Source organism: Methanolobus sp. WCC5 (assembly GCF_045690325.1).
GTDB lineage: Archaea > Halobacteriota > Methanosarcinia > Methanosarcinales > Methanosarcinaceae > Methanolobus.
The window spans coordinates 1,506,783-1,530,062 of record NZ_CP146981.1 but is presented as its reverse complement, the minus strand read 5'-3'; the positions used below and the strand labels follow the sequence as shown (position 1 = coordinate 1,530,062).

At 43.9% G+C, this 23,280-nt stretch carries 22 protein-coding genes; 15 read left to right on the top strand and 7 right to left on the bottom strand.

Annotated features, from left to right (window positions below):
- Nucleotides 1–161: 161 nt before the first annotated feature.
- From V7O64_RS07245 to V7O64_RS07220, 6 genes are all read left to right on the top strand, one after another.
- Entirely contained in the window at nt 162–413 is a 252-nt protein-coding gene (locus tag V7O64_RS07245; RefSeq protein ID WP_407354763.1) for a glutaredoxin family protein, read from the top strand.
- 24 nt (nt 414–437) lie between these two features.
- Nucleotides 438–2,837 carry an anaerobic ribonucleoside-triphosphate reductase gene (nrdD, locus tag V7O64_RS07240; protein ID WP_407357288.1) on the top strand — a complete coding sequence of 800 codons (2,400 nt, stop codon included), beginning with the start codon at nt 438–440 and terminating at the stop codon, nt 2,835–2,837.
- A gap of 11 nt (nt 2,838–2,848) precedes the next feature.
- On the top strand, nt 2,849–3,637 hold the full coding sequence (locus tag V7O64_RS07235) for an anaerobic ribonucleoside-triphosphate reductase activating protein (RefSeq protein ID WP_407354762.1): 789 nt from the start codon (nt 2,849–2,851) through the stop codon (nt 3,635–3,637).
- A gap of 65 nt (nt 3,638–3,702) precedes the next feature.
- On the top strand, nt 3,703–4,563 hold the full coding sequence (locus tag V7O64_RS07230) for a DUF4349 domain-containing protein (RefSeq protein WP_407354761.1): 861 nt from the start codon (nt 3,703–3,705) through the stop codon (nt 4,561–4,563).
- Between the two features lie 169 nt (nt 4,564–4,732).
- Entirely contained in the window at nt 4,733–5,725 is a 993-nt protein-coding gene (gene thiL / locus V7O64_RS07225; protein WP_407354760.1) for a thiamine-phosphate kinase, read from the top strand.
- A 57-nt stretch (nt 5,726–5,782) separates the two neighbouring features.
- Nucleotides 5,783–9,511 (top strand): S-layer protein domain-containing protein, encoded by a 3,729-nt coding sequence (locus V7O64_RS07220; protein ID WP_407354759.1) that lies wholly within the window; start codon nt 5,783–5,785, stop codon nt 9,509–9,511.
- Nucleotides 9,512–9,565: 54 nt separating this feature from the next.
- On the opposite strand, the gene V7O64_RS07215 is transcribed toward V7O64_RS07220, so the two are convergent.
- Nucleotides 9,566–10,087, bottom strand: coding sequence for a helix-turn-helix domain-containing protein (locus V7O64_RS07215; RefSeq protein WP_407354758.1), 522 nt, complete (start codon nt 10,085–10,087; stop codon nt 9,566–9,568).
- Between the two features lie 165 nt (nt 10,088–10,252).
- Here V7O64_RS07215 and V7O64_RS07210 point away from each other — a divergent pair, with 165 nt between their 5' ends.
- The 3 genes from V7O64_RS07210 (at nt 10,253) to V7O64_RS07200 (ending at nt 13,063) form a co-directional block, all read left to right on the top strand.
- Nucleotides 10,253–11,275, top strand: coding sequence for an ABC transporter substrate-binding protein (locus tag V7O64_RS07210; RefSeq protein WP_407354757.1), 1,023 nt, complete (start codon nt 10,253–10,255; stop codon nt 11,273–11,275).
- A gap of 93 nt (nt 11,276–11,368) precedes the next feature.
- Complete coding sequence (locus V7O64_RS07205) at nt 11,369–12,304, top strand: ABC transporter permease (protein ID WP_407354756.1); 936 nt, start codon at nt 11,369–11,371, stop codon at nt 12,302–12,304.
- Nucleotides 12,305–13,063 carry an ABC transporter ATP-binding protein gene (locus V7O64_RS07200; protein WP_407354755.1) on the top strand — a complete coding sequence of 253 codons (759 nt, stop codon included), beginning with the start codon at nt 12,305–12,307 and terminating at the stop codon, nt 13,061–13,063.
- Between the two features lie 12 nt (nt 13,064–13,075).
- On the opposite strand, the gene V7O64_RS07195 is transcribed toward V7O64_RS07200, so the two are convergent.
- Nucleotides 13,076–13,507 carry a polymer-forming cytoskeletal protein gene (locus tag V7O64_RS07195; RefSeq protein ID WP_407354754.1) on the bottom strand — a complete coding sequence of 144 codons (432 nt, stop codon included), beginning with the start codon at nt 13,505–13,507 and terminating at the stop codon, nt 13,076–13,078.
- Nucleotides 13,508–13,767: 260 nt separating this feature from the next.
- Here V7O64_RS07195 and V7O64_RS07190 point away from each other — a divergent pair, with 260 nt between their 5' ends.
- A complete protein-coding gene (locus V7O64_RS07190) occupies nt 13,768–15,759 on the top strand; it encodes a PAS domain S-box protein (protein ID WP_407354753.1) in 1,992 nt (663 codons plus the stop codon).
- Here the strand turns inward: V7O64_RS07190 and V7O64_RS07185 are convergent.
- From V7O64_RS07185 to V7O64_RS07170, 4 genes are all read right to left on the bottom strand, one after another.
- On the bottom strand, nt 15,745–16,461 hold the full coding sequence (locus V7O64_RS07185) for a hypothetical protein (RefSeq protein ID WP_407354752.1): 717 nt from the start codon (nt 16,459–16,461) through the stop codon (nt 15,745–15,747). The genes V7O64_RS07190 and V7O64_RS07185 overlap by 15 nt on opposite strands.
- Nucleotides 16,462–16,654: 193 nt before the next feature.
- Nucleotides 16,655–17,488, bottom strand: a complete 834-nt coding sequence (locus V7O64_RS07180; RefSeq protein WP_407354751.1) for an Mrp/NBP35 family ATP-binding protein — start codon at nt 17,486–17,488, stop codon at nt 16,655–16,657.
- 65 nt (nt 17,489–17,553) lie between these two features.
- On the bottom strand, nt 17,554–17,859 hold the full coding sequence (locus V7O64_RS07175; protein ID WP_407354750.1) for a DUF134 domain-containing protein: 306 nt from the start codon (nt 17,857–17,859) through the stop codon (nt 17,554–17,556).
- A gap of 87 nt (nt 17,860–17,946) precedes the next feature.
- Nucleotides 17,947–18,744, bottom strand: a complete 798-nt coding sequence (locus tag V7O64_RS07170) for an undecaprenyl-diphosphate phosphatase (RefSeq protein WP_407354749.1) — start codon at nt 18,742–18,744, stop codon at nt 17,947–17,949.
- A 155-nt stretch (nt 18,745–18,899) separates the two neighbouring features.
- On the opposite strand from V7O64_RS07170, the gene V7O64_RS07165 reads away from it, so the two are divergent.
- From V7O64_RS07165 to V7O64_RS07145, 5 genes are all read left to right on the top strand, one after another.
- Nucleotides 18,900–19,268 carry a NifB/NifX family molybdenum-iron cluster-binding protein gene (locus V7O64_RS07165; RefSeq protein ID WP_407354748.1) on the top strand — a complete coding sequence of 123 codons (369 nt, stop codon included), beginning with the start codon at nt 18,900–18,902 and terminating at the stop codon, nt 19,266–19,268.
- Nucleotides 19,269–19,337: 69 nt separating this feature from the next.
- Nucleotides 19,338–19,733 (top strand): NifB/NifX family molybdenum-iron cluster-binding protein, encoded by a 396-nt coding sequence (locus tag V7O64_RS07160; protein ID WP_407354747.1) that lies wholly within the window; start codon nt 19,338–19,340, stop codon nt 19,731–19,733.
- A gap of 22 nt (nt 19,734–19,755) precedes the next feature.
- The gene (locus V7O64_RS07155; protein WP_407354746.1) at nt 19,756–20,610 is read left to right on the top strand and encodes an ATP-binding protein; all 855 of its coding nucleotides are present in this window, start codon (nt 19,756–19,758) and stop codon (nt 20,608–20,610) included.
- Complete coding sequence (locus tag V7O64_RS07150) at nt 20,610–21,482, top strand: ATP-binding protein (RefSeq protein ID WP_407354745.1); 873 nt, start codon at nt 20,610–20,612, stop codon at nt 21,480–21,482. Before V7O64_RS07155 ends, V7O64_RS07150 begins: the two co-directional genes overlap by 1 nt.
- A gap of 105 nt (nt 21,483–21,587) precedes the next feature.
- A complete protein-coding gene (locus tag V7O64_RS07145; protein WP_407354744.1) occupies nt 21,588–21,800 on the top strand; it encodes a hypothetical protein in 213 nt (70 codons plus the stop codon).
- Between the two features lie 56 nt (nt 21,801–21,856).
- On the opposite strand, the gene V7O64_RS07140 is transcribed toward V7O64_RS07145, so the two are convergent.
- On the bottom strand, nt 21,857–23,266 hold the full coding sequence (locus V7O64_RS07140) for a rhodanese-like domain-containing protein (protein ID WP_407354743.1): 1,410 nt from the start codon (nt 23,264–23,266) through the stop codon (nt 21,857–21,859).
- Between the last annotated feature and the right edge of the window lie 14 nt (nt 23,267–23,280).

The following is a 23,280-nucleotide window of genomic DNA, read 5'->3' as shown; positions in this document are numbered from 1 at the left end:
TTATTAAGCTATAGGTCATTTGTATAATTTACCATCCGGTGAAAAAGGTAACTATTATAACAATGCCAATTGAATGTGTTTTTTTAATTGGCATTGTTGTTCCTCTCCGGAATGGCAATAATATAATAATTTATTTATATACTATGAAGGGACGCGAGAAAATGGTTGAAGTGGTAATATATACAACAAAGACTTGCCCGAAATGCGAGCAACTCAAAAAGGTACTGGTATCAAAGGGAGTTTCCTTTGCAACTGCAGATATGTCTACTCCCGAAGCTTTGACCGAACTTAAATTCAATGGTATTTTCACTATGACTGCCCCTGTGCTCCAGATCGGCGATGAGTTTTTAACTCATAAGGAACTGTTCAACGGTCCTGAAGTGAACCTTGAAGCATTGGGCAGCATAATCTAGTGGGATTACAAAGAGGTGGGAATGATGGACGTATGTGCTACCAATATGAAAGAGAAAATAGAACTCAAGAAGGCAGATCAGGGAAATGACCTTCCGGTTCGCTCAGAGGAAGACCAGAGGACAGATACCATTATGACAGCATTCACAAAACAGCATGCTCTACAGAAGACACTTGACGGGCATACTATCTCTATAATGCCAAAGGTGCGTACAACAGCAGGGCATATGGTAGACTGGGACCGTAGCGTTATTGTCAATCAGTTGCTCAAGGAGACAAAACTTGCAGAGAGGTTCCATGGCAAGCCCGGCATTGAGAAAGACGAGGCACATGATATTGCAAAAGAAGTTGAGCGCCGCATCAGATCAATGGATCTCAAGTTCCTTTCCGGTCCTCTTATAAGGGAGATCGTAAACATGGAACTTCTCCAGAGGGGACATGTTGAATGGAGGAACATCTCTACAAGGATAGGTACCCCCGTGTACGATGCCTGTGAAATCGATCTTGGAAGCGGTTTTGAGGCAAGGGACAACGCGAACCTCCAGGAGAATGCCGAGACTTCCCACAAGAAGAAGGCAGACAAGATCTCCAAGGAACAGTACCTGCTTCTGCTCCCGCCAAAGATAGCCGACATGCACCTTAACGGTGATATCCACATTCATGACCTCGAATACCTCGGAACCCGTGCATTCTGCCAGGACTGGGACCTCAGGTATTTCTTCTACTATGGTCTCATGCCGGATGGTTCAGGTGCCAAGGCAAGTGTGGCCGGTCCTGCAATGAAGGCAGAGGTAGCAATACTCCATGCTGTCAAGGCCCTGGGAAGTGCCCAGACAAACTTTGCAGGAGGCCAGGGATTCTATAATTTCCTCACATTCCTTGCTCCGTACTTTGAGGGCAAGAGTTACAATGATATAAAGCAGCTCATGCAGATGTTCGTGTATGAGATGACCCAGATGATGGTAGCCCGCGGTGGACAGGTGGTTTTCTCCTCCGTACAGTTGTCCCCGGGTGTACCAAAACTCTGGAAGGACAAGCCGGTTGTCTACAAGGGGCGCGTGCACGATGGTACAAATGGTACGCAGAAGCGCACCTACAGTGAGTTCGAGCGTGAGGTCCGTCTATCTTTCCAGGCGCTTATGGATGTAATGATCGAGGGTGACAATTGGGGCAAACCTTTCAATTTCCCTAAGCCAGAGATATCCATAGAGCCAGACTTCATGAAAGAAGATGAGTTCTTTAACAAGGCACATCCTGACCTTCTGGGTTATGAGGAACTCTACGACATGACCTTTGAACTTGCAGCAAAGTTCGGTACTCCGTATTTCGATAATCAGCTGCCTGAATACAGGGGAGCAGGCGAGGGTATTTCCTGTTATCAATGCTGTGCATATCAGTTCTCAGCAAATGCTGATGCAGATGACAGCTTTGATGACAAACTCCTGTTCAAAGATGGAAAACATTTCTCAATGGGTTCCTGGCAGGTAGTGTCCCTTAACTGCCCAAGAGCTGCATACAGGGCAAATGGGGATGACTCTGCTCTGTTTGCAGACCTCAGGAACCTCATGGACCAGTGCATAAAGCTCTTCAAGACAAAGCGCAGCTGGATGGAGAACATCATAGAGAACAACAGGATGCCCTTTGCAACCCAGAGGCCAAAGGACCCTGTCACAGGGGAGAAGGGAGCCATTGCAGTTGATATCGATGCACTTGTGTGTACAATAGGTGTTATAGGTATCAATGAGATGGTGCAGTATCACACCGGCTCCCAGATACATGAGTCTAAGGATGCATTCAAATTTGCAATCAGGGTAATGACTGAGATGGAGATGTATGCACATGAGCTCAGCCAGAAGCATGGCCTGGAAATTGCTCTTGCACGCACGCCTGCCGAGACGACGGGCCAGAGATTCTCCGTATCCGATATGCTCCATGATGAGTACAGGGATTGTGTGCTTGAAGTTGTAAAGGGTGACAAGGAAGCTGCTCTTGCAAACCTCAAAAAGACAACTGATCTTCCTGTCTACTACACCAATGGTACTCATGTACCACCAGGTGCAAATATATCACTTGTTGACAGGATCAACATCGAGCATGTATTCTTCCCTATTGTTGATGGAGGAAACATCTGTCACATCTGGATGGGTGAAGGTGCTCCTGATGCAAAGGGCCTTAAGGAGTTTGCAATGAACATCGCAAAGAACACCCAGATAGGTTACTTTGCCTTCACCAAGGACATGACAGTATGTCTTGATGATTTCCACATGATGTCCGGCCTGAAGGAAAAGTGTGAGAATTGTGGTTCCTCGCATGTGGAGCAGATGTCCAGGGTAACAGGCTATGTGCAGGCTGTTGGCGGCTGGAACAATGGTAAGAGGCAGGAACTGGCAGACAGGATGCGCTATAGCTCCTCAGACATGATCTGACCCTGTTATCCATGAAAGTAAATTATGGGAGCATGGTTCCCATATCAACGGTAGATTGGCACGGAAAGGTGTCAATTGTTTTATTTTTACGTGGTTGCCCTTACAGGTGTCCTTACTGCCAGAACCATGCGCTTCTTTTTGAGCACAATATGGTTGATGCATCTGTTCTTGAAGCAGAGATAAAGAAGTCCCGGCCTTTTGTCAGCAGTGTGGTTTTCTCGGGTGGAGAACCCCTGATGCAGAAGGATGCTGTGATACATCTTGCAAGATATGCAAAAAAGATAGGTCTTCTCGTGGGCATTCATACCAATGGCCATTATCCTCATGTAATGGCTGAACTGATCAAAGAACGGCTTGTGGAGAAGTTCTTTATCGATGTAAAAGCTCCTCTGGATGATGCAGAAAGTTATGCTAAGGCAATTGGTTGTATGGATTTCACTGATATCCATATTGATCCCGGGGTGGCAATGGGAAAAGTGTGTCAGTCCATTGATCTGGTCCTGGGGAATGATATAGGACTTGAATTAAGGACAACCATTATCCGTGATTTCATGGGAAGTGCTGATGATGTTCGTAACATTGCATGTTCCATTAATGAACTCACAGCCAGGCAGGCTGTCACCTACGTTCTCCAGCAGGGATTTGCCGCAAATTCCCTGCTTGGATCCCTGAGGGACAAAAAACCATTAAGCAGAGATGAACTTCTTGGGCTGGCTGATGTTGCCCATGAGTTTCTCGATAACATCTATGTACGGACAAAAGAGAAAGGTAACGAAAAGGTTAACTTCGAATCCATTTGAAGTTTTAACAATTTTTTAATACTTCCCTGTCATTCATTCAATCATAATATAAGCGGTGTGATTAAATGAAGATAAGATCTGTTTCAGTAATTCTGATTTTACTTATGGCTACCCTGATCAGCGGATGCATGGCAATCAAAGACGAAAGCTATTCACAATCTGCGGATTCTGTTGCTATAGAGTACGAGGAAGCCTATGATGACTCTTCTGCAAGAAAGGTAACAGGTGGCGGGGTAGATTATGGTGGCGCTGCCTCCGGATCTGTGGAGCGCAGGACAATAACAACCGTTGATATGACCATACAGGTCAATGATGCCGCATCAGGTGTGGATATGATATCGAATATGGCAGTTGCAGCAGGCGGCTATGTATCAGGTTCATCTGTCTATGATTCGTATTACAGCGGTTCAGACTCCCATAAGGAAGGCTATATAACCGTCAGGATCCCTGAATCTGCGTATCCTTCGTTCCTTGATGAGGTGGAGGGGCTTGGTGAAGTTACCCGTAAGAGTGTCAATGCCCAGGATGTAACTGAAGAATACATCGATGTGAATGCACGCCTGGACAATCTCAAAAGACAGGAGACACGCCTTCAGGAGATACTTGATATGACCGGGACAGTTGAGGAGGTTCTCAATGTTGAAAAGGAACTTGAAAGGGTGCGCGGTGAAATTGAGAGCCTTACAGGAAGGCTGAACTATCTTGAAGACAGGATAGAGTACTCGACGATAAACATCCGTGTCACAGAACCACGTCCTATTGCACATTCATGGGGTATCAGGGATGCAGTATCCGAATCTGTCAGGGGCTTTATTTCAATGGTAAATGCACTGATAGTTCTTGTGGGATATCTTCTGCCTCTGTTGATCGTTTTAACGGTTCTTGGAGGAGGCCTTCTGGTGATAGGGAGAAGATTGCGCAGGTAACCCCTGGCTTTTTATTTTGCTTCTTCCTTTTATTTTCATGAACAGCGCTGATATTTATACATTAACAAAATTTATTTACTCTCAGCACGTTCTATTACTTCATCATCTGGAAGGAATCTCTGCAAATGTTAAGTAACTATATATATGACATCAAAATAGCAGGTTACATATGAACAGACCTATTCCTGTATCCGGGATCGGTGAGCGTCCACTTATAAAACGCATATCGGATATCTTTAATACCGGCTGTAATCCTGATATTCTCATTGGTTCGGGGACCGATGACTGTGCTGTCATCGATATTTCCGATGAGGATTGTATGGTGATAACAACGGACATGTTGCACCGGAAAACGGATTTTCCACCTCAGATGAATCCCTGGCAAATAGGCTGGATGTCTGCTGCAGTCAATTTCAGTGACGTGGCATCAATGGGTGCGCGACCAGTAGGTTTTCTTTCAGCCATGGGTTTTTCCAAAGATACCGATCTTTCATTTGTCGAAGATATCTGCAAGGGGATGGACGATTGTGCCAGATTCTGCGGTACTTCCGTAATAGGTGGGGATATTGACACCCATGATGAGCTGACTATTACCGGCACAGCACTTGGACGGGTACAAAAGTCAGAACTGCTGACCCGCAAAGGTGCCAGGGTAGGTGATAAGGTCTGTGTGACAGGTCTTGCAGGCTCTGCCGGAGCCGCACTTCATGCCATTGAAAATGATATTGATATTCCTGACAGTCTTCTCAACAAACTGCTCACACCTATCCCCCGTGTCAATGAGGCAATGAAGCTTGCAAAGTCAGGTGCCGTTACATGTATGATGGATACAAGCGATGGTCTTGCCATGTCCCTGCATGATCTTGCAGACCTCAATGAGGTGGGTTTCAGGATTGATGAAGCATCTCTTCCGATACAGAAGGAGGTTTCTGAATTCGTCACATCTGATCCTGGATCACTTACAGAATTAGCACTTTACACGGGCGGGGATTTCGAACTGTTGTTCACGGTCTCCTCCTGTATGCTTGAGGCTGCCCAAAGCGCATGTTATTTAAATGTTATAGGCGAAGTAGTCGCCCGGGAAGTTGGTATTGGCCTGATGTGCCGTAACGGGGAAAACCTGACGATAAATCGAAAAGGTTATCTACAATTAGGGGATTAAGATTAGGCAGGATTAGTTTACGATATTTAATTCAATTTAATTCAAGGAAGGTTTAGAATGCGAAATAAGTTTAAATTCATTTTATTCGGATCACTTTTACTCCTGATCATAGGTATGGGAAGTGCCACACCTGTGATCACTCCCAATCCGGCAAGTGCATCGTTTACAAATCTTACAGATGAACTGCCACAGGAGTTCAGTGTAAATGTAAATGAAACCACAAATATTACCTGGTATCTCGATGGCTCCTCTGTTTCGTCTGTAACTAATCAGACCAGTGACTCATATTCAAGCAGTCCATCCGCAGGTATTCACAATGTCACTGTAGTGGCATTGAACACAACAACTTCTCTGTCATCTCAGTTCCAGTGGACATGGACTGTGAACGAGTCTTTATCTATTGATTCCTTTTCACCTGTCTCTGATCCCGATACTACTGTTGGGACCCCGCAGATATTTACGGTAGACACAAACCAGATAGCAGGTATCACCTGGTATATAGATGGAGATCTAGTTCAAACCAACAGCTCACAGACATCTGCAACTTACATCAACAGTACTGCACCTGCAGGTACATATGAAGTAAAAGCTACCGTAAGCAATGTAAACGGAACTGCTGACCAGGTCTGGACATGGGATGTGACAGCAATTCCCGGTCCTTCGATAACCCTCTCTGATCCGTCATCATCTTCTGTTTCTGATAATACCGGTGATTCAAGGACATTTGAAGTTACAATAGACCAGCCGGTAAATCTTACATGGATCATGAATGGCACTATTCTCAGAACTGATAACTCTGTAGCTTCATCATCATATACTTTCAATTCCGCTCCTCAGGGTTCTCACAACCTCACAGTATTTGCAGAGAATGCAAACGGTGACGATCAGGAAAAGTGGGATTGGACAGTTACAGATATTCCCCTGAGCATTACTGATTTCAATCCAGGATCGAATCCTGAAACTGTAGTGGGCGATCTTCAGTTGTTTGATATAACTGTAAACAAGATATCTGATATCCAATGGTATATCAATGATTCACTTGTACAGACCAACTCTTCATCTACAAGTGCAGAATTTAGAAAATCCGATGCATCCGCCGGAAGTTATAATGTAACCGTAAAGGCTTCAAATTCTACTTCTACGGTATCCAAAAGCTGGATATGGGATGTGCGTTCAAAAACCTATTTCACAGGCAACCGTATCTGGGATGAGAACGCAGGTCAGTCGAATGTTAAATATATATGGGATGCAAAGAGCTTCTCAGGATTCTTCTATGACCTGGAGTCGGGCTTAAGTTCTGAGACCATGACAATTTACAACATTGACCGTTCACTTTCCAGCGGGGACATTGTTTACCAGACACGACCTGTTGAAACAGACTTCCAGCACAGTGGGTGGGGTAAATATCAGGTAATTGGTTTCATGGCAGAGAAATACTTTGCAGCATACACAATCAATACAACTATCAATGGCGTTGACCGGCTAAGCATGATGTCTTCAGGCCAGCTCTCAAAGATCCTGATAGACGATGATGAGAGAGAGTCCATATTCTCCGGCTCATCGCTCACGCTGAAAGAAGGTTATGCTCTTAACATAGTTGAGGTCGATATCAATGGTAACAGCGTATTCGTTACCCTTACCAAGGACGGTGATGAGCTGGACAGTGACGTGATCTCTGGCGGAGATGACTATGTCTATAAGACCGATGTTGGTGATGCAGATGACGTCGTACTTATCGCCGTGCACTTCGATAACATATTCAGCGGACGGGAATCAAATGCTGTATTCGTGCAGGGCATCTTCCAGATATCTGACGACTATCTTGAACTTGATGACGGGGAAAGTTTTGGCAACATGGAGATCACATCAATAAGTGATGAAATGATCGAAATGGAAAACGACGGGACCATCTCTCTCTCAAAGGGACGCAACGTAGTTATTATGGGTAAGATAAATCTTCTGGTTGCAGATAATAATGATCTCAGGTTCGCCCCATATGTGGACATGTCAGATCCCGGAACCTATGAACTCCGCGGTACTGTTGTAGAAGGTGCGCAGCTTCTTACATGGAACCCGCTGAACTTTGAGGGCTTCTACTATGATATCGATGAGGGTATACAGACCGAGTCCCTTGAATTACAATCCATCTCAGGAAGGACAATTCCCGCAAATGGTCTGGTATATACAAGCACTCCTGCATCTGTTGATTTTGAGCATTCAGAGTGGGGCAAGTTCAATGTTATAGGGTTCATGGCTGAGAAGTACTTTGCAGGCTACACCGCAGGCACGGATTTTGATGGTGCTTCTGCGCTAAGTCTCATTTCAAGCGGACAATTGTCCAAAGTCCTGCTGGATGATGATGATAAGATCTCAGTCTATTCAGGTTCATCCCTGGTCCTGGAAGAGGGATACACCCTGAATATCGTGGAAGTGGATACAAATGGTGAAAGTGTCCTCATCGAACTATACAAGGATGGGGATGAAGTTGATACTGACATTGTATCTGCAGATTCGGATTATGTATATGAGGTCGAACTTGGTGATGCCGATGATGTACCACTTATCGTAATCCACTTCAATGAGGTATTCAGTGGAAGGGAATCAAATGCTGTTTTCGTTCAGGGGATCTTCCAGATATCTGAGGATTATGTCAGCCTTGAGAGCGGGGATAATTATGATAAGATGGAGATCACCAGTTTTGGCAACTCCATTGTGATGAAGAACGAGAACTCAATCTCCCTTAACAGGGACAGGGATATCTCACTGATGGGTGACATAGTCCTGCGGGTTGCAGATTCCGGTACCCTTCGCTATTATCCGGCCGTGGAGGTAACAACAGCACCTTCCCAGACACTTAATGTCGATCTGAGTGATTCCACAGTTATCGAAGGAGAAAAAGTGACCATCACGGTGACCGCCCGTGGTGCATCGATCAGTGGTGCCACAGTTAAGTCAGAAGGAACAACAATAGGAACAACCGGAGACGATGGCAGGCTGGATTACACCACTTCAAAAGCAGGGACCTACGAGATCACTGCTGAGAAGACAGGTTACACATCAGGCGCTGAAGACCTTGTTGTCATATCAGAGGATGATGAGACCAAAAAGATGAGCATAGAAGTATCACCTTCTGAGGTATACGAAGGTACTTCCATGACAATCTTTGTGATCAAGGCGATTGGCGGGGATGCTATATCAGGAGCAACGGTTACCTATGATGGAAGGTCCATTGGTACTACAGGCAGTGACGGTACTGTAACTTATACTGCAACAGAAGCCGGAGTTCACAAACTGAAGGCAACAAAATCAGGAATGGTGGATGCAGAGCTTGATCTGAGGGTGAATGAACTTGCTGCTAAATTCTCATTCAGCAATCTGGGAATAGCACCTCTTGAAATAAGGCAGGGCAAAGAAGCTACCATCACTGTGGATGTAACCAACACAGGTACTGCAGCCGGTGAATACACCGTGGACCTTAAGATCAATGATGTTGTGGTTGATTCACAGCTTGTGAGTCTTGCAATCGGGGAATCCACTACCATTGAGTTCAAACATAAAGAGCAGGAACCCGGGACCTATAAGGTAGAGGTCGGTGGCCTTAGTACCACTTATGAGGTATTTGAGAACTCAGGCACTGTGTGGTACGTCCTTGGAGCAATTGCGCTGGCAGCAGTAGGCGGAGTTGCTTATCTGTTCACAGCAGGTGGCTGGACCGTTGAAATTGCACAGGCAAAAGTCGCCGAGGCTATCGAGGCATTAAAAGAGTTAGTCGGAAACCTTCGCTAACCTTTTATTTTTTTACTTTCTGTTTTTAGGATATTTCCTGGCTGTTCCAGGGTTTCAATTTATTTTCTTTGCCACAACCTCTATAGCTTCAAGAAGACTGTTCTTTGGCATTATAGTGGCAACGGGTATCCTTAATATTTTCTCCACAGTAGGGCTTACTATAGGTGCACACACCAGGGCTTTGGCACCATCCCTTTCAGCACGCACCGCAGCAATTATTGCCTCTTCCATGGAAGTTGCCGAGTATTCCCTGATAGTACACAGGCTTCCGCATATCTTCCTTTTTGTTTCACTGATATTGTCAAGTACCGGCCTGGCAGCAATTACTGCGATAAACTCACCCTTTTCAGATCCCTCAAGCCTCTTTACGGTCTTTATTATCTGCCGGAGAGTCTTGACATTTGGCTCTCTTTTTCCAGACATTATCTTATACAGGGTACTTGCCGGGATGTCTGCATGCTCGGCAAATTCTGCCACATTCATATTAAGTTCTTCTTTTATGGTACTGGAAAGTACTTTCCTGAAATCTTCGTCCGATTCAAAAACAGCATCTATTATTTTCTCAGTAGCGCTCATCTCCGCACACCTTATGTTTACATTCTTCCAAGTTAAATCATCCTTTTAAGGTTAAGATACATTAGAGATTAATACTTTTGGGTTATCTCTGGTATGAAATGTGGAAATATATATAATATATAGGGTCATGCTTCCAGATTATCCGAACAAAACACAGGTAATAATATGAATCATAAAAATAAATTCAAAGTAGCTTCCACTTTTTTCTTTGTCGCTGTTCTGATACTGGCAGTGTTCGTTTCAGGATGCACAGAGGGGACTACCGAACAGGAAGAACAGGCAGACACTATTGAGAAGATTACTTTTGGTTACCAGCCAAGCACTCATCAGATAGCATATATCACTGCAAGGGAAAAAGGCTGGTGGGCTGAGGATCTTGCACCTTACGGAGTAAAAACTGTAGATGACCGTCTTTTCCCAACAGGTGCACCTGAAATGCAGGCAATGCTTGCAGGAGATATACAGGTTGCCTATGTAGGTGCCGCACCGGTGATAGCAGCTCTAGCAAGTGGTCTGGATGCAAAGATCGTAGCAGCCGTCCAGATACAGGGCTCAGATATTGTAGTGCATAATGATCATCCGTATGAAACTCCTGCAGATCTGAGAGGATTTAAGATCGCAACTTTTCCTCCTGGAACCATACAGGACACTCTTCTGAGGAACTGGCTGAAGGAGAACGGGCTTGACCCGGAAGCAGATGTAGAGATAATCGGCATGGGTCCTGGTGATGCAATGACTGCTATCACTGCAGGTCAGGTCGATGCAGTATTCCTCCCGCACCCTGCCCCTGCAATGATCGAAAACAATGGGGTCGGAAGGTCAGTTGTCTCTTCCGGTGAAATGCTTCAGGATCATGCGTGTTGTGTTGTTGCAGTAAGCGGTGATCTGATAAGGGAACACCCCGACATAGTCCGGCAAATTGTGCAGACACATGTACGTGCTACAGAATACAATGCTGAGAACATGGATGAAGCAGCACAGATATATGCCGTTGACCAGGAATGGGATGTAGAACTTGTAAAGAAGTCACTTGAAGACTGGGATGGTTCCTGGATAGCAGATCCTAACCTGATAGTCAATTCTACAGTGGAGTATGCGCAGGTTCAGTACGAACTGGGATACATAAACACTCCTCTTACACAGGATGATATCTTTGATCTGAGCTTTTACAATGCTCTGGATCAATAACCTTTTTTTTTCCTTTTTTGAAAATAACTTAAATAATAAGCAGGCATTTCTATTGTTGTCCAAAGCTCATTATACTCAGCAACCGGAGGCGACATGATAAAAAAACATTTGCAGGAACTGACTCAAAAAAGTGTAGAATTGATGTCCGCATTCTCTTCTGCAATACGCAACAAAAGTATGGAAATAATTTCCATCTTTGCTGCAATAATACTCTGGGAGATAATCGCTGTTTTCTTTGTGCAGAACAAGTTCTATCTGCCAAGTTTTACTGATGTTACCTTTGCATTTGTGGATATCATTTCCAGGGATGCTAAATTAAGTATACTGGGTATTGATTTTCAGTTTCCGGTTTTAGTAATGGATATCCTTGCCAGGTTTGGTATTATCACAGGCCCTGATGTCAGGCTTCCTGTTCTGATAATCGATCTTATTTACAGTTTAATGCATTTTCTCATAGGTTTGGTATCAGCGCTTTTAATTGGTATCCCGGTGGGGATGATAATGGGCTGGTTCCGTACAATTGACCGTGTAGTGGATCCTTTGATAGAGATCATACGTCCTATCCCTCCACTTGCATGGATCCCCTTTGCTATCATATGGATAGGTCTGAATCCGTTTGCAGCCGGTTTTCTTATATTCATAGGTGCTGTCTTTCCTATCATAATTAACACCTTTACCGGTTTTAAGAGCGTTTCCCGGGTCTATGTGGAGGCTGCAAAGGTACTGGGTTGTAACACGAACCGTGAACTGATACGGTATGTGGCTCTTCCCTCCGCTCTGCCTTCAATTGCTGCAGGTATCAGGATAGCCATGGGTGTTGGATGGATGTGTCTGGTAGCTGCGGAGATGTTCGGTGTTAGCAGGAACGGACTTGGCTATAAGATATGGCATCATTATTACCTGCATAACATGGATCTTGTGCTGGTATATATGATAATACTGGGCTTTTTGGGATTACTCATAGACAGATTGTTGCGACATTATGTCGATGGCAAACTCCTGAAATGGCGCAAAGGGGTCGTGATATAAATGGGAAAGGTAAAAGTGAGAAATGTTTCCCGCAGGTTTGCAAAGGACAAGGATACTTCCACACTTGCTCTGGATAATGTGAGCCTTGAGGTTGATGATAAGGAGTTCGTTTGCTTCATAGGTCCTTCAGGCTGTGGTAAAACCACCTTGCTCAGGATAATGTCCGGTCTGGACATGCCCGATGAAGGAGAAGTCTTCCTGGATGACCAAGTTATCAAAGGACCGGGCCCTGACAGGGGCATGGTCTTTCAGGAATATTCCCTGTTCCCATGGAAAACGGTTATAGACAACGTTATCTTTGGTCCTGTCATGCGCGGGGTAAAAAAGAAAGATGCCCGTACAGATGCAGAGAAATATCTTGAACTGGTAGGGCTCACTCAATTCAGGAACAGTTATCCATATGAGCTCTCAGGCGGTATGAAACAGAGGGTAGCCATTGCCAGGGCTCTTGCAAATGAACCTTCCGTGCTTCTTATGGACGAACCCTTTGGGGCACTGGATGCCCAGACGCGCAATATACTCCAGCAGGAATTGCTTGAGATATGGAAAAAAAAGAATATCACCATACTCTTTGTGACCCATAGTGTGGATGAAGCGGTCTTCCTTGCAGATAAGATCGTCCTGATGAGCGCCCGCCCGGGTAAGATAAAAGAAATTATCCCGGTAAACCTTCCCAGGCCACGTGAAAGGACCAGTCTTGAGGCCAATGTTCTTCGTGACAGGATATTGAAGACCCTCATAAAAGAACAGACAAAGTGAAAGTATGTGTGTTCACTCAGAACGCACGATAACCTTTGTTCCGGATTCTATCTCTTTTATGCTGACCTTGCCTACAAGTTCCATTGTTCTGCTGGCTTTTGCAAATCGGAGTTTACAGCCGGGCCGAACAAGCATTTCCTCTCCTGCAATTGCAGAGCCATTGATAACAGTGCAATCAAAGACCTTCAGGTCCCCGGCTACTTCTATATTACCCATTAGCTCAGATCTTGCACCTATCAGGGCCTCATCAGCTATTATGTTTCCCTTCACAAAGCTTCCTTTTCCAAGCTCCAGTTTCCCTTTTACATTAAGGTCTTTCCAGAAATTGGCCCCGGCCCCGACCATGAAATTGCCGTCTATATTAACATCATCTTCAAAATATGTATTCTTACGGGCAACGTAAGTATTAGAATCCCCATGATATCTAATCGCATTTTCACTCATCTAGGTCACCGTGGCTATATAATAGTTTTTTTTAATTATAAATGCTACTCAGGATGTCGTGGTTTAGTAAATTCTTAAGCAACATTTCTGCCTGGTAAAATATTTCTGACTTTATTGTGTATTCTGTTATAGTCCCAGTATATAATATAGCACAATTCAAATACTAAACATTATATATTATATACATGATATAATTATATGTATCCCGGCTTTATTAATGTAGTTTTCTACAGTCTTTTTGCCCGGTTCAAGGTGTATAGATGGTCATTAAAAATGAAGCACTTGATTTAGCGGACGATGGGAGTGTTTGTTCTCCTGATATAGATGATTCTGTCCATATTTCTGCCAGTAAACTCCCGTTTTCTGAAATTGAGCAGTCAAAAAAGTTTTATGATCTTCTAAACTCCTTTGTGCTCATAGTTGACAATAATGGTATGATAATTCTGGCCAACAGTAAAGCAGAAATGTATTTAGTTTCTCAAGGCAAGGAACTCCATAATATACACTTTTCAGATATCCTTTCTTCTGAAAAAGAAAAGGAAAATATAAAAGTAATTTTCTCCTCTTTTCTATCTGGTAATGATGCAGTATCCGGGTCTGCCGAAGTCATGATCAATAGATATGATGGGATGAGCAATACATTCCTTATGAATGTTAATTTGCTGGAAGATACTGTTTCTTCTTCAAAGGCCCTCCTTTTAAGCTTTACGGATGTCCAGGAAAAAAAAGAGCTTGAAAACGAATTATTGCTAGATGGTGAAAAGATATTTTCTCATCTTGACTCTATTCCTTATGCCATGGTACTGTCCGATGACAGGGGAATAATTACATTCTGGAACAGAAAAGCGGGCAAACTTTTCGGATACGCAAAAGAGGAGATTATGGGCCAGCACATAACTCTGATCATGCCAAAAAGATATCGTAAAGCTCATGAAGGGTGGGATGAGCTTATTTCCATCGGCAAATCTCCGGTTGTCGGAAAAATAGTCGAAATGACAGGATTACGTAAGGACGCTACCGAATTCCCTGTAGAACTGGCTATTACGACTACAAGAATTAAAGGTGAGGTATTCCACGGTGCTCTGATCAACGATATATCCCAGAGGAAAATGAAGGAGAGGCTAACAACAATTGCCAAGAACAAGTATCGTATGATGTTTGAAAAATCCCCCCTGGGTATTTTCCATTTTGATGAAAAGGGCGTCATAACCCAGTGCAATGAAATTTTAGTAAAGATACTGGATGTTCCGGAAGAAAATGTGATATCCAAACTAATTGGTTTTAATATCATAGAATCCTTTGATGACAATAACTCTATCAAAAAAGCTATCATGCAAGTACTTGCCGGAATTCCCGCAAGGTATGAGGATGAATTCCGCTCTCCTTTCTCTGACAAAGTGATCCCTATCAAGGCAGAGTTCAGTCCTGTTATCTCTGAGGAAGGCAAGTTCATGGGTGGTGTATGTGTCGTAGAAGATTTCACGGAGCGCAAAGCTGCAGAAAGGGCTCTTAACCAGTATGCTGCAGACCTTGCAAAAGCCAATGAGGAACTGAAGTCACTTGACAGGATGAAGGATGAGTTCCTGTCCAACCTGAGACATGAGCTAAAGACTCCCCTTATCCCTATTAAAGGATACAGCGAGCTTATGTATGAAGGGGCGCTTGGGGAACTGAACCAGAAACAGAAAGATGCCATGGAAAAAGTAATGCTCAGTTCCGAAAGACTAAGACGGCTGATAGATTCCCTGCTATATGTCAGCATAACTGAAGGTGGTAATGTTGAATACACCTTTGTTCCGCTAAGGATATCCGAGGTAATCGATTCAGCTTTACATGACAGGTCTCCTGAGATTACCAGTAAGGCTCATGTGATCGAGAAGTCTATCCCTGCTGACATTCCTCTTATAAAAGGTGATCTGGATTACCTTGAAGAAGTATTCATCAACATAATTGACAATGCTGTAAAGTTTACCCCGCAAGGCGGAAAAATATCGATCTCAGCCCGCCTTCAGGAAGATAAAAAGATATACATATCAATTAGTGATACCGGGATTGGTATTCCCGGGGAAAATCTCTCCCAGGTTTTCAACAGATTCTATCAGGCCGATGGTTCCTCAACGCGTAAATACGGAGGAAATGGTCTTGGTCTTTATATTTGCAGAAAGATCATCCAGGCACATAAGGGTGAGATATGGGCAGAGAGCAAGGACGGGTCAGGAACCACTATTCATGTGCTTTTACCTGCGAAATGATCCTGCTTTACCGTATTGCCACAGGCTTATAAGTGACAGGGATGTTGTATTGATCTCTCCTTCATCTTTACCCCATGAACCGTTACTGTTCATATGTGATAGTATCCACTTGAGCGGGATGGTCGTTTCATCTTTGCGGCCTGCAAGAAGAAGTGCCTGGATGACAAGATTGCTGGTGGCCAGTGTTTTCCAGGCTTTATCATTTTCTCTCTGTGTAATGATCCACTTTGTGCGGTCTTCTATAAAATCTATGAATTGCTCGCTGTGCCTGATTAATTCCTGTTTTATAAGAGCTGTGATTATCAGGGCGGTAGTGCCGGGATGCTCCCAATGTTGTCCATAGTTCTCAACAAGCCATCTGCATCCGTCCGGGTTATAAGAACCCATGTCAGCAAGTGCTATCAGTGCGTATGCAGTGTCGTACACATCATTATTCCATGACCTGTCAAGCTGCTTTGAAAGTATCCACTTTTCAACGTCCTCATAAACAGTCCCTGCAATTGCAAGAGCAGATGCTGAACGTGCCGTATCCCTCAGATCTGAATTCCATGAATCATTATCCTTTATATTGATGAGTTCTTCTGAATACTTTCTTTTTTTGTTCCAGAGATAATCCGCCTGTGCCGCACGTGCAAGATCCTTTGCTTTTGATATCTCCTTTGAGTAAAGCCAATTGAATGATGTCTCGCTTTTAAAGTCCATATTGCTCCTGAAGGCGTGTGGAAGGGATTTTCCATCTGTATCTTCGTTTATTTTTTTTATTTTTGCTCTGTAGAAAACATATTATCAATAATTTGTGAAGTGCAGATACACTCACCTCTTACAGAGTTGAGTGTATCCGTATCTATCTGTGGTTTATTAATAAAGAAAGGATTTCTACAGAGCCTTTATTTGCTTATTTTTTAAACTTCTCCACAGTATCAACTATTGCAGCAAAGCTCTTTCCCCATGGCGTTTCTTCGTTTATGTCTGTGTGAACCCTGCCACTGTCCTCTATCTCAGCGATCTTCGGGTCCATGGGCAGCTCACCAAGGATGGGTACATTGAAATCGGATGCAGCTTTTTCAACACCGCCTTTTCCGAATATATCGATCATCTCATCGCAGTGCGGGCAGATGATCCCGCTCATGTTCTCAACAATGCCTATGACCGGTACTTTGAGTATCTCTGCAAATTTGATGGATTTCCTGACACTGACAAGTGCCATGTCCTGCGGGGTTGTTACAACGACAGCACCTTCCATTTTCTCTATCAACTGTGCAATGCTTAGGGGTTCGTCCCCTGTACCTGGTGGAAGGTCCACGATGAGATAGTCCAGCTTGCCCCATGAAACATCTTCAAGGAACTGCTTGATAGCTGCCATCTTTGCCGGTCCTCTCCATATTACAGGTGCATCCCTGTCCTCAAGAAGCAATGCTACTGACATTACAGAAAGGTTCTCTGTGACCCTTATAGGCACGATACCATTCTCATCAACGGTTGGTTTCTGACTTTCTATTCCAAACATCTTCGGGATGCTTGGTCCGTGTATGTCTGCATCCAGAAGCCCTATTTTGTGTCCTCGCTCTGCAAGCCTTGCAGCCAGGTTTGCAGCAACCGTACTTTTGCCTACTCCTCCTTTACCGCTCATGACCATTATTTTCTTCCTGATGGCTCTCATGTTCCTGATGAGCTTTGGTTCCTCTGCCTTTTTTAAAAGGTCATTCGTACTCTGGATATTTTGTGTCATATGGATCTCCTTAGTATTGTCATGTTATGTAAATGCTAAAAATAACAAATATAAAGATGCAGGAACTATTTGCTTTCATCATAGCTCTTGCCTACTATCTCTATGGCCTTTCCCTCAATAAGGGCTAAAGCTACCTTCTTTCTTGCATTCTGGAGGTCCTGCCAGAAAGCTCTTCTTGAGATGCCCATGCTGATGGCAGCTTCTTCCTGCTGCAGCCCTACCAGGTCTGCCAGGCGTAATGCTTCAAGCTCTTCGATTGCAAGGGATACTGTTTCAAGCTCTTTCAGTGGTACTCCCCGTGGCTTGAAGTAAAGTACATCCGGTGAACATTCAATTCTTCTCGGTGATCTGGGCCTTCCTCTGCAAGTCATTGTTATGCAATGATTGCATAATCTCTTATTTAAGGCTAACTCAAAATCTTTAAATATTTATTCTCTTTTGTGGCAAAATAGTAGTATTCAAATAAAATATGCCAGTATGCTGAGAATTCCAAGGGCGATGCAGAACTTTGAAAAATCAAATCTTTTTGCAGCTTTGATGAACAGATCAATTGTGAGTATACCAAAGATGAATGCAAAGAACAGTGCCATTAATGAGGCCAGATCAAATTTCAGCAGCCCCATTGCTCCCATTCCCAGGTCCGCTGCAAGGACTGCAGGTATGCTCATGAGAAAACTAAGCCTCAGTGCCTGGGAAGCCTCTATATCCCGCAGGAGAAGTGTTGATACGGTTATTCCGGACCGGCTAATGCCGGGAAGTGCTGCAAAACCCTGTGCAATTCCTGCAATAACAGAATCTGATATCATGGGCTTTTCTCTTTTCTTTGTCCTTTTTGAGGCCGATATCTGAAGCAAACCTGTTATGATCAGGAGTACTCCTATGAGTGCTGTTGCAAACTTTCCGGAAAAGTCTCCCATCCCTGTTGCAAGCAGTATAAGAGGAAGGCCTACAATTCCTGTTATTATTGTTGTTATCAAAAGGAATGTGATCAGACTTCCTTTTTTCTCTTTGATGTCTCTGCTTTTGAGATATGGAGGGATCTGTGATATTATTTCTCTTATGTCCTCTCTGAAATATACAACAGCTGAAAGCAAGGTTCCTGTGTGCAGCCAGATGGCTATGGGAAGTGCATCTGCAAGTGATTTATCGAACACATTAAGCATTACCAGGGTTGTCATTCCCTGGCTGCTTATGGGTAGCCATTCCGCTATCCCCTGAATTATTCCAAGTATTATCGCCTCAAAAATTGTCAACATCAGAGGCTACTTTGGCTTTGTTTGTATATATAGGAGGTGGTTTTTAAGGTGTTTTTGTACAAATGAGTTGAATTATAAAAAGTTTTTCAGATACCTATTTATATTTGTTCTCATATGTGTGTATATATGTTTATTCACTTTATAGGAGATCAGCAATGAAAATATGTGTTACAGCAATCAACTCCGGCCTGGATGCACCTGTGGACCCTCATTTAGGTAGATGTAATTGCTTCATGATAGTGGATCCTGACACTATGGAGTCCGAATCCATAGAGAACAGGCACGTTTCTGCATCCAGTGGTGCAGGTGTGCAGGTTGCGCAGGAACTTATAAACAAAGATATAGATGTGCTTGTCACGGGTAGCGTAGGTCCTAATGCACACTCCCTGTTATTGTCTGAAAATGTAGAGATGAAATTGTTCTCTTCAGGTTCGGTCCGGGAAGCCATTGAAGCTTACAGATCAGGGTCTCTTGTAAGTATCGATGTGGCAAACTCTCCCGGCAAGCCCGGATTATATGTTTAGTTTGCAACACATTGCTTTTGGTAATTATCGGAATTTAAACATTAAGAATAGAAAATAAGAGGTTTAAAAATGAAACTATGTATACCATCAACGGGACAGAACGGTATTAATGATACTGTGGGGCAGCATTTTGGAAAAGTTCCATATTATGCAGTATATGATACGGAAACCAGGGATGTCTCTGTAATTCCAAATACAAGTGAACACAACGGTGGCACAGGTCTGCCTCCTGAGATCATGGCAAAGGTTGGTGTGGATGTGATGCTCTGTGGTGGTCTTGGCGTTAAGGCAGTTGCTATGTTCGAACAGTATGATATAGAGGTCTTTGTCGGCGCCACCGGCACTATACAGGATGCAATCACCGCCTGGGAACAATGCAGGCTTGCAAAGGCAACAAAGGATAACTCATGCAGTGGCCATGGACATGATCACAGTCATGATCATGAGCAAGGCCACTGCCATTAAACGATCTTTGGATGTATTTCATATGAAAATAGCTGTCGCAAGCGGAAAGGGAGGGACGGGAAAAACAACGATAGCCGTTAATCTTGCCCTTTCACTTGGCAGTGCACAACTTATTGACTGTGATGTTGAAGAGCCCAATTGCAATCTTTTTCTTGGGTATGCCCTTGAAAAACAGGAAGATGTCACGATAATGGTCCCTGAATTGGATTGCGGGAAGTGTACTCTCTGTGGCAGATGTGCGGACTTCTGTCAGTACAATGCGATAGCTAAACTTCCTCGCAGTCTCAGGCTTTTTCCCAGGCTCTGTCACGGCTGCGGCGGCTGCACTCTTGTTTGTCCTGAAAAAGCGATCATGGAAAAAAGACGTTCAATAGGGGTTATTGAAAAAGGCACCAATGGGAATTTCAGTATTGAACTTTTTCAGGGTACTCTTGATATCGGTGAACCAATGGCTACACCTGTTATCAGGCAGTTACAGGCACACATTGATGAAAGCACAGTTGCAATAATTGACTCTCCTCCGGGGACCTCCTGTCCCGTCATAGCATCTGTTGCAGGAATGGATTATTGTGTGCTTGTGACCGAGCCTACTCCTTTTGGTTTGAATGATCTTGTCCTTGCAGTGGACGTTGTAAGGCAGATGAATATTCCTTTTGGTGTCGTTATAAATCGTCATGGCTTTGGAGATGACCGGATAGAGGACTATTGCCGGACAGAAAGGATACCTATCCTGATGAAGATTCCTCTGGACAGGGAAATAGCTGTCCTTTACTCAAAAGGTATTCCTTTTGTGGAAGAAATGCCAGTCTGGAAAGAGAATTTCCAGAAGCTTTACAGGCATATATGCAAGTTTGTCTCTTACAAGGGGAATGCCTGATGGTAAAACAGCTTGCTATCATAAGTGGCAAAGGAGGGACTGGTAAGACTACCCTCACATCTTCTTTTGTTGCACTTGCCGAAAATGCGGTTATTGCCGACTGTGATGTTGATGCTGCGGACATGCATCTCATTCTGCACCCCGAAATCTTTGAAACACATGATTTTTATGGTCTGAAGGTTGCAACTATCAATAAAGGTCTTTGTACAGGTTGTGGCAAATGCGCCGCAAATTGCAGGTTTGCTGCAATCACTAAGTACATGGACATCGATGTATACAAATGTGAGGGATGTGCCGTATGTGAATATGTATGCCCTGAAAATGCCATCGGCATGGTTGAGAAAAAAGCAGGTGAATATTATTGTTCCAATACACGCTTTGGTCCGATGGTGCATGCAAAGCTGGGTGCTGGAGAGGAAGCCAGTGGAAAACTTGTGTCTAATGTAAAGCGAAGGGCACATGAGCTTGCATCTGAAAAAGAAAAGGATATGATTATCATAGATGGTCCGCCGGGTACGGGATGTGCTGTGATTGCTGCAATTACGGGTACAGACCTTGTCCTGATAGTCACCGAACCTACTGTTTCGGGAATACATGACCTTGAAAGAGTGCTCCTGTTAGTGGAGCACTTCAGGATACCAGCGCTTGTATGCATCAACAAGTACGATATCAATGAAGAGATATCCCGTCATATAATCGATTACTGTAGGGGCAGGTGTGTAGGTGTTGCCGGAAGTCTTCCCTATGACGTTACTCCTCTTGATGCTATGGTGGATGGGAAGGCTGTTGTGGAATATTGTGAGAATGAATTTTCCTCCAGGCTCAGGTCGCTGTGGTCAGAGGTCATCTCGCAGATGAAGGGGATGCCCTGACATTTTCTCTACATATGTATATCTGAATTTTATTTCTTATCTGAGCTTACTGTTTTTATTATAATAAAAAATCATCATCATTAATCGGTATGTTTTTATTGTATCATGTCAGAGTTATATTCGGGTGATATGATGGTCCACTCTGCAAATGAAAGCATGGGCTCCTTTGCTCATATTGTGCAGTCACTTCCGGATTATTCGGAGTTGATCATAGCACTTTTAATCCTGCTATTGCTATTGATATCCTTGGATGAGATAATTGATTTCATCTATATGGTCAGGGAGATATTCACATTCAGGGGCATGCCATTCAGTTGAGTCTATGGAAAATATGCTGACCGTAAAGCTGCCATCTCCCTCTTTTCCTGGCCAGGCTACTTGTTTCTGAAAGGTGCCCATGGAAGGACGCACCTTGGACATTCGGGTCCGTATCCAGCGGCTGCATAGCCGGTCATTCCACCTGCTGCGTTTTGTATGGTACTGAAACCTTTTTGCAAAAGTATGCTGCAGCCCATACTTGATCGATGTCCTGAACCGCATATTAGTATATTCTCTGCACCCGGGTCAAGTTCAGTATAACGCTCCCTGAGTTCATTCACAGGTATGTTGACCGCACCTTCTATGTGGAATCCCTCAAACTCGGAGAGTGCTCTTACATCAATAATTGTTGTTATTTTTCCTTTGTTTATTCTGTCATGCAATTCTGAGGAAGATACCTGTGGGACATGTCCTGCGGGAAGTCCGTCTGTTACCCACCCGTACATTCCGTCTTCAAGGTAACCTGCAATCCTGTCCATTCCTACCCTGTGCAGCTGTGTGCACGCTTCAAAAGCCTGTGGGTAGTTTTCCGCAACTAGTATCATATCTTTTTCAGGAGGCAGTAACCACCCTGCATAGGTTGGGAAATTGGAATTTATATCTATGTTATAGGCTTGAGGTATGTGCTGCCCGCCAAATGATTCGAAGCTGCGCACATCAAGGATAATGGAATCTTTCATTCTGTCCCTGAATCTAGTGTTATCCAGGGCTTCGGGAAGGTGGAGATCTTTTAGTTTTCCGGGTCCTTTACGATTTATGTCTGTGCACCTGCTGAAATGATCCGGTGCCTCAGGCATGTTGTTTGTCAGAGAGTCTATAAAACTTTCCTTTTTGTCAATATTGAGTGCATAGTTGTATCTCTTCTCATAACCCATGGTGCTGCTTCTTTTGGAAGCCATGGACCTTCCGCACAGGGAACCTGCTCCATGGGCAGGGTATATCTCACAGAAATCTGGCAATGCCAGAAGCTTATCATGCAGGGTGTCATATAGTATGGATGCAAGATCTTCAGCTTTCCCCGGGAACAGGTCCGGTCTGCCCACATCTCCTACAAACATAGTGTCCCCGCAGAAAACTGCAAGGGGTTCTTCTCCTCTGGCTGTGTCGGTAACTATGTAGGATATATGCTCGGGTGTGTGTCCAGGTGTCTCAATTATCTCCAGTTTGATGTCCTCTATGAAAAAAGAGTCTCCCTCTTTCAGGGGGATATGTTCATAACCACAATTTGCTGATTCGGGGGCATAGATAACAGCACCTGTCCTTTGTGCCAGGTCCATGTGGCCCGAGATAAAGTCAGCATGTAAATGGGTTTCAAGGATGTGTGTGACCTTTAATCCGAGCTCTCTTGCAATTTGGACATAGATCTTTGTATCTCTTCTTGGATCGATGACGGCACATGTCCGCTCTCCTGCCAGTATGTAGGAGCTGTGCGCTATTTTCTCTGTGAATATCTGTTGTATTAACATTTATAACCCCATTT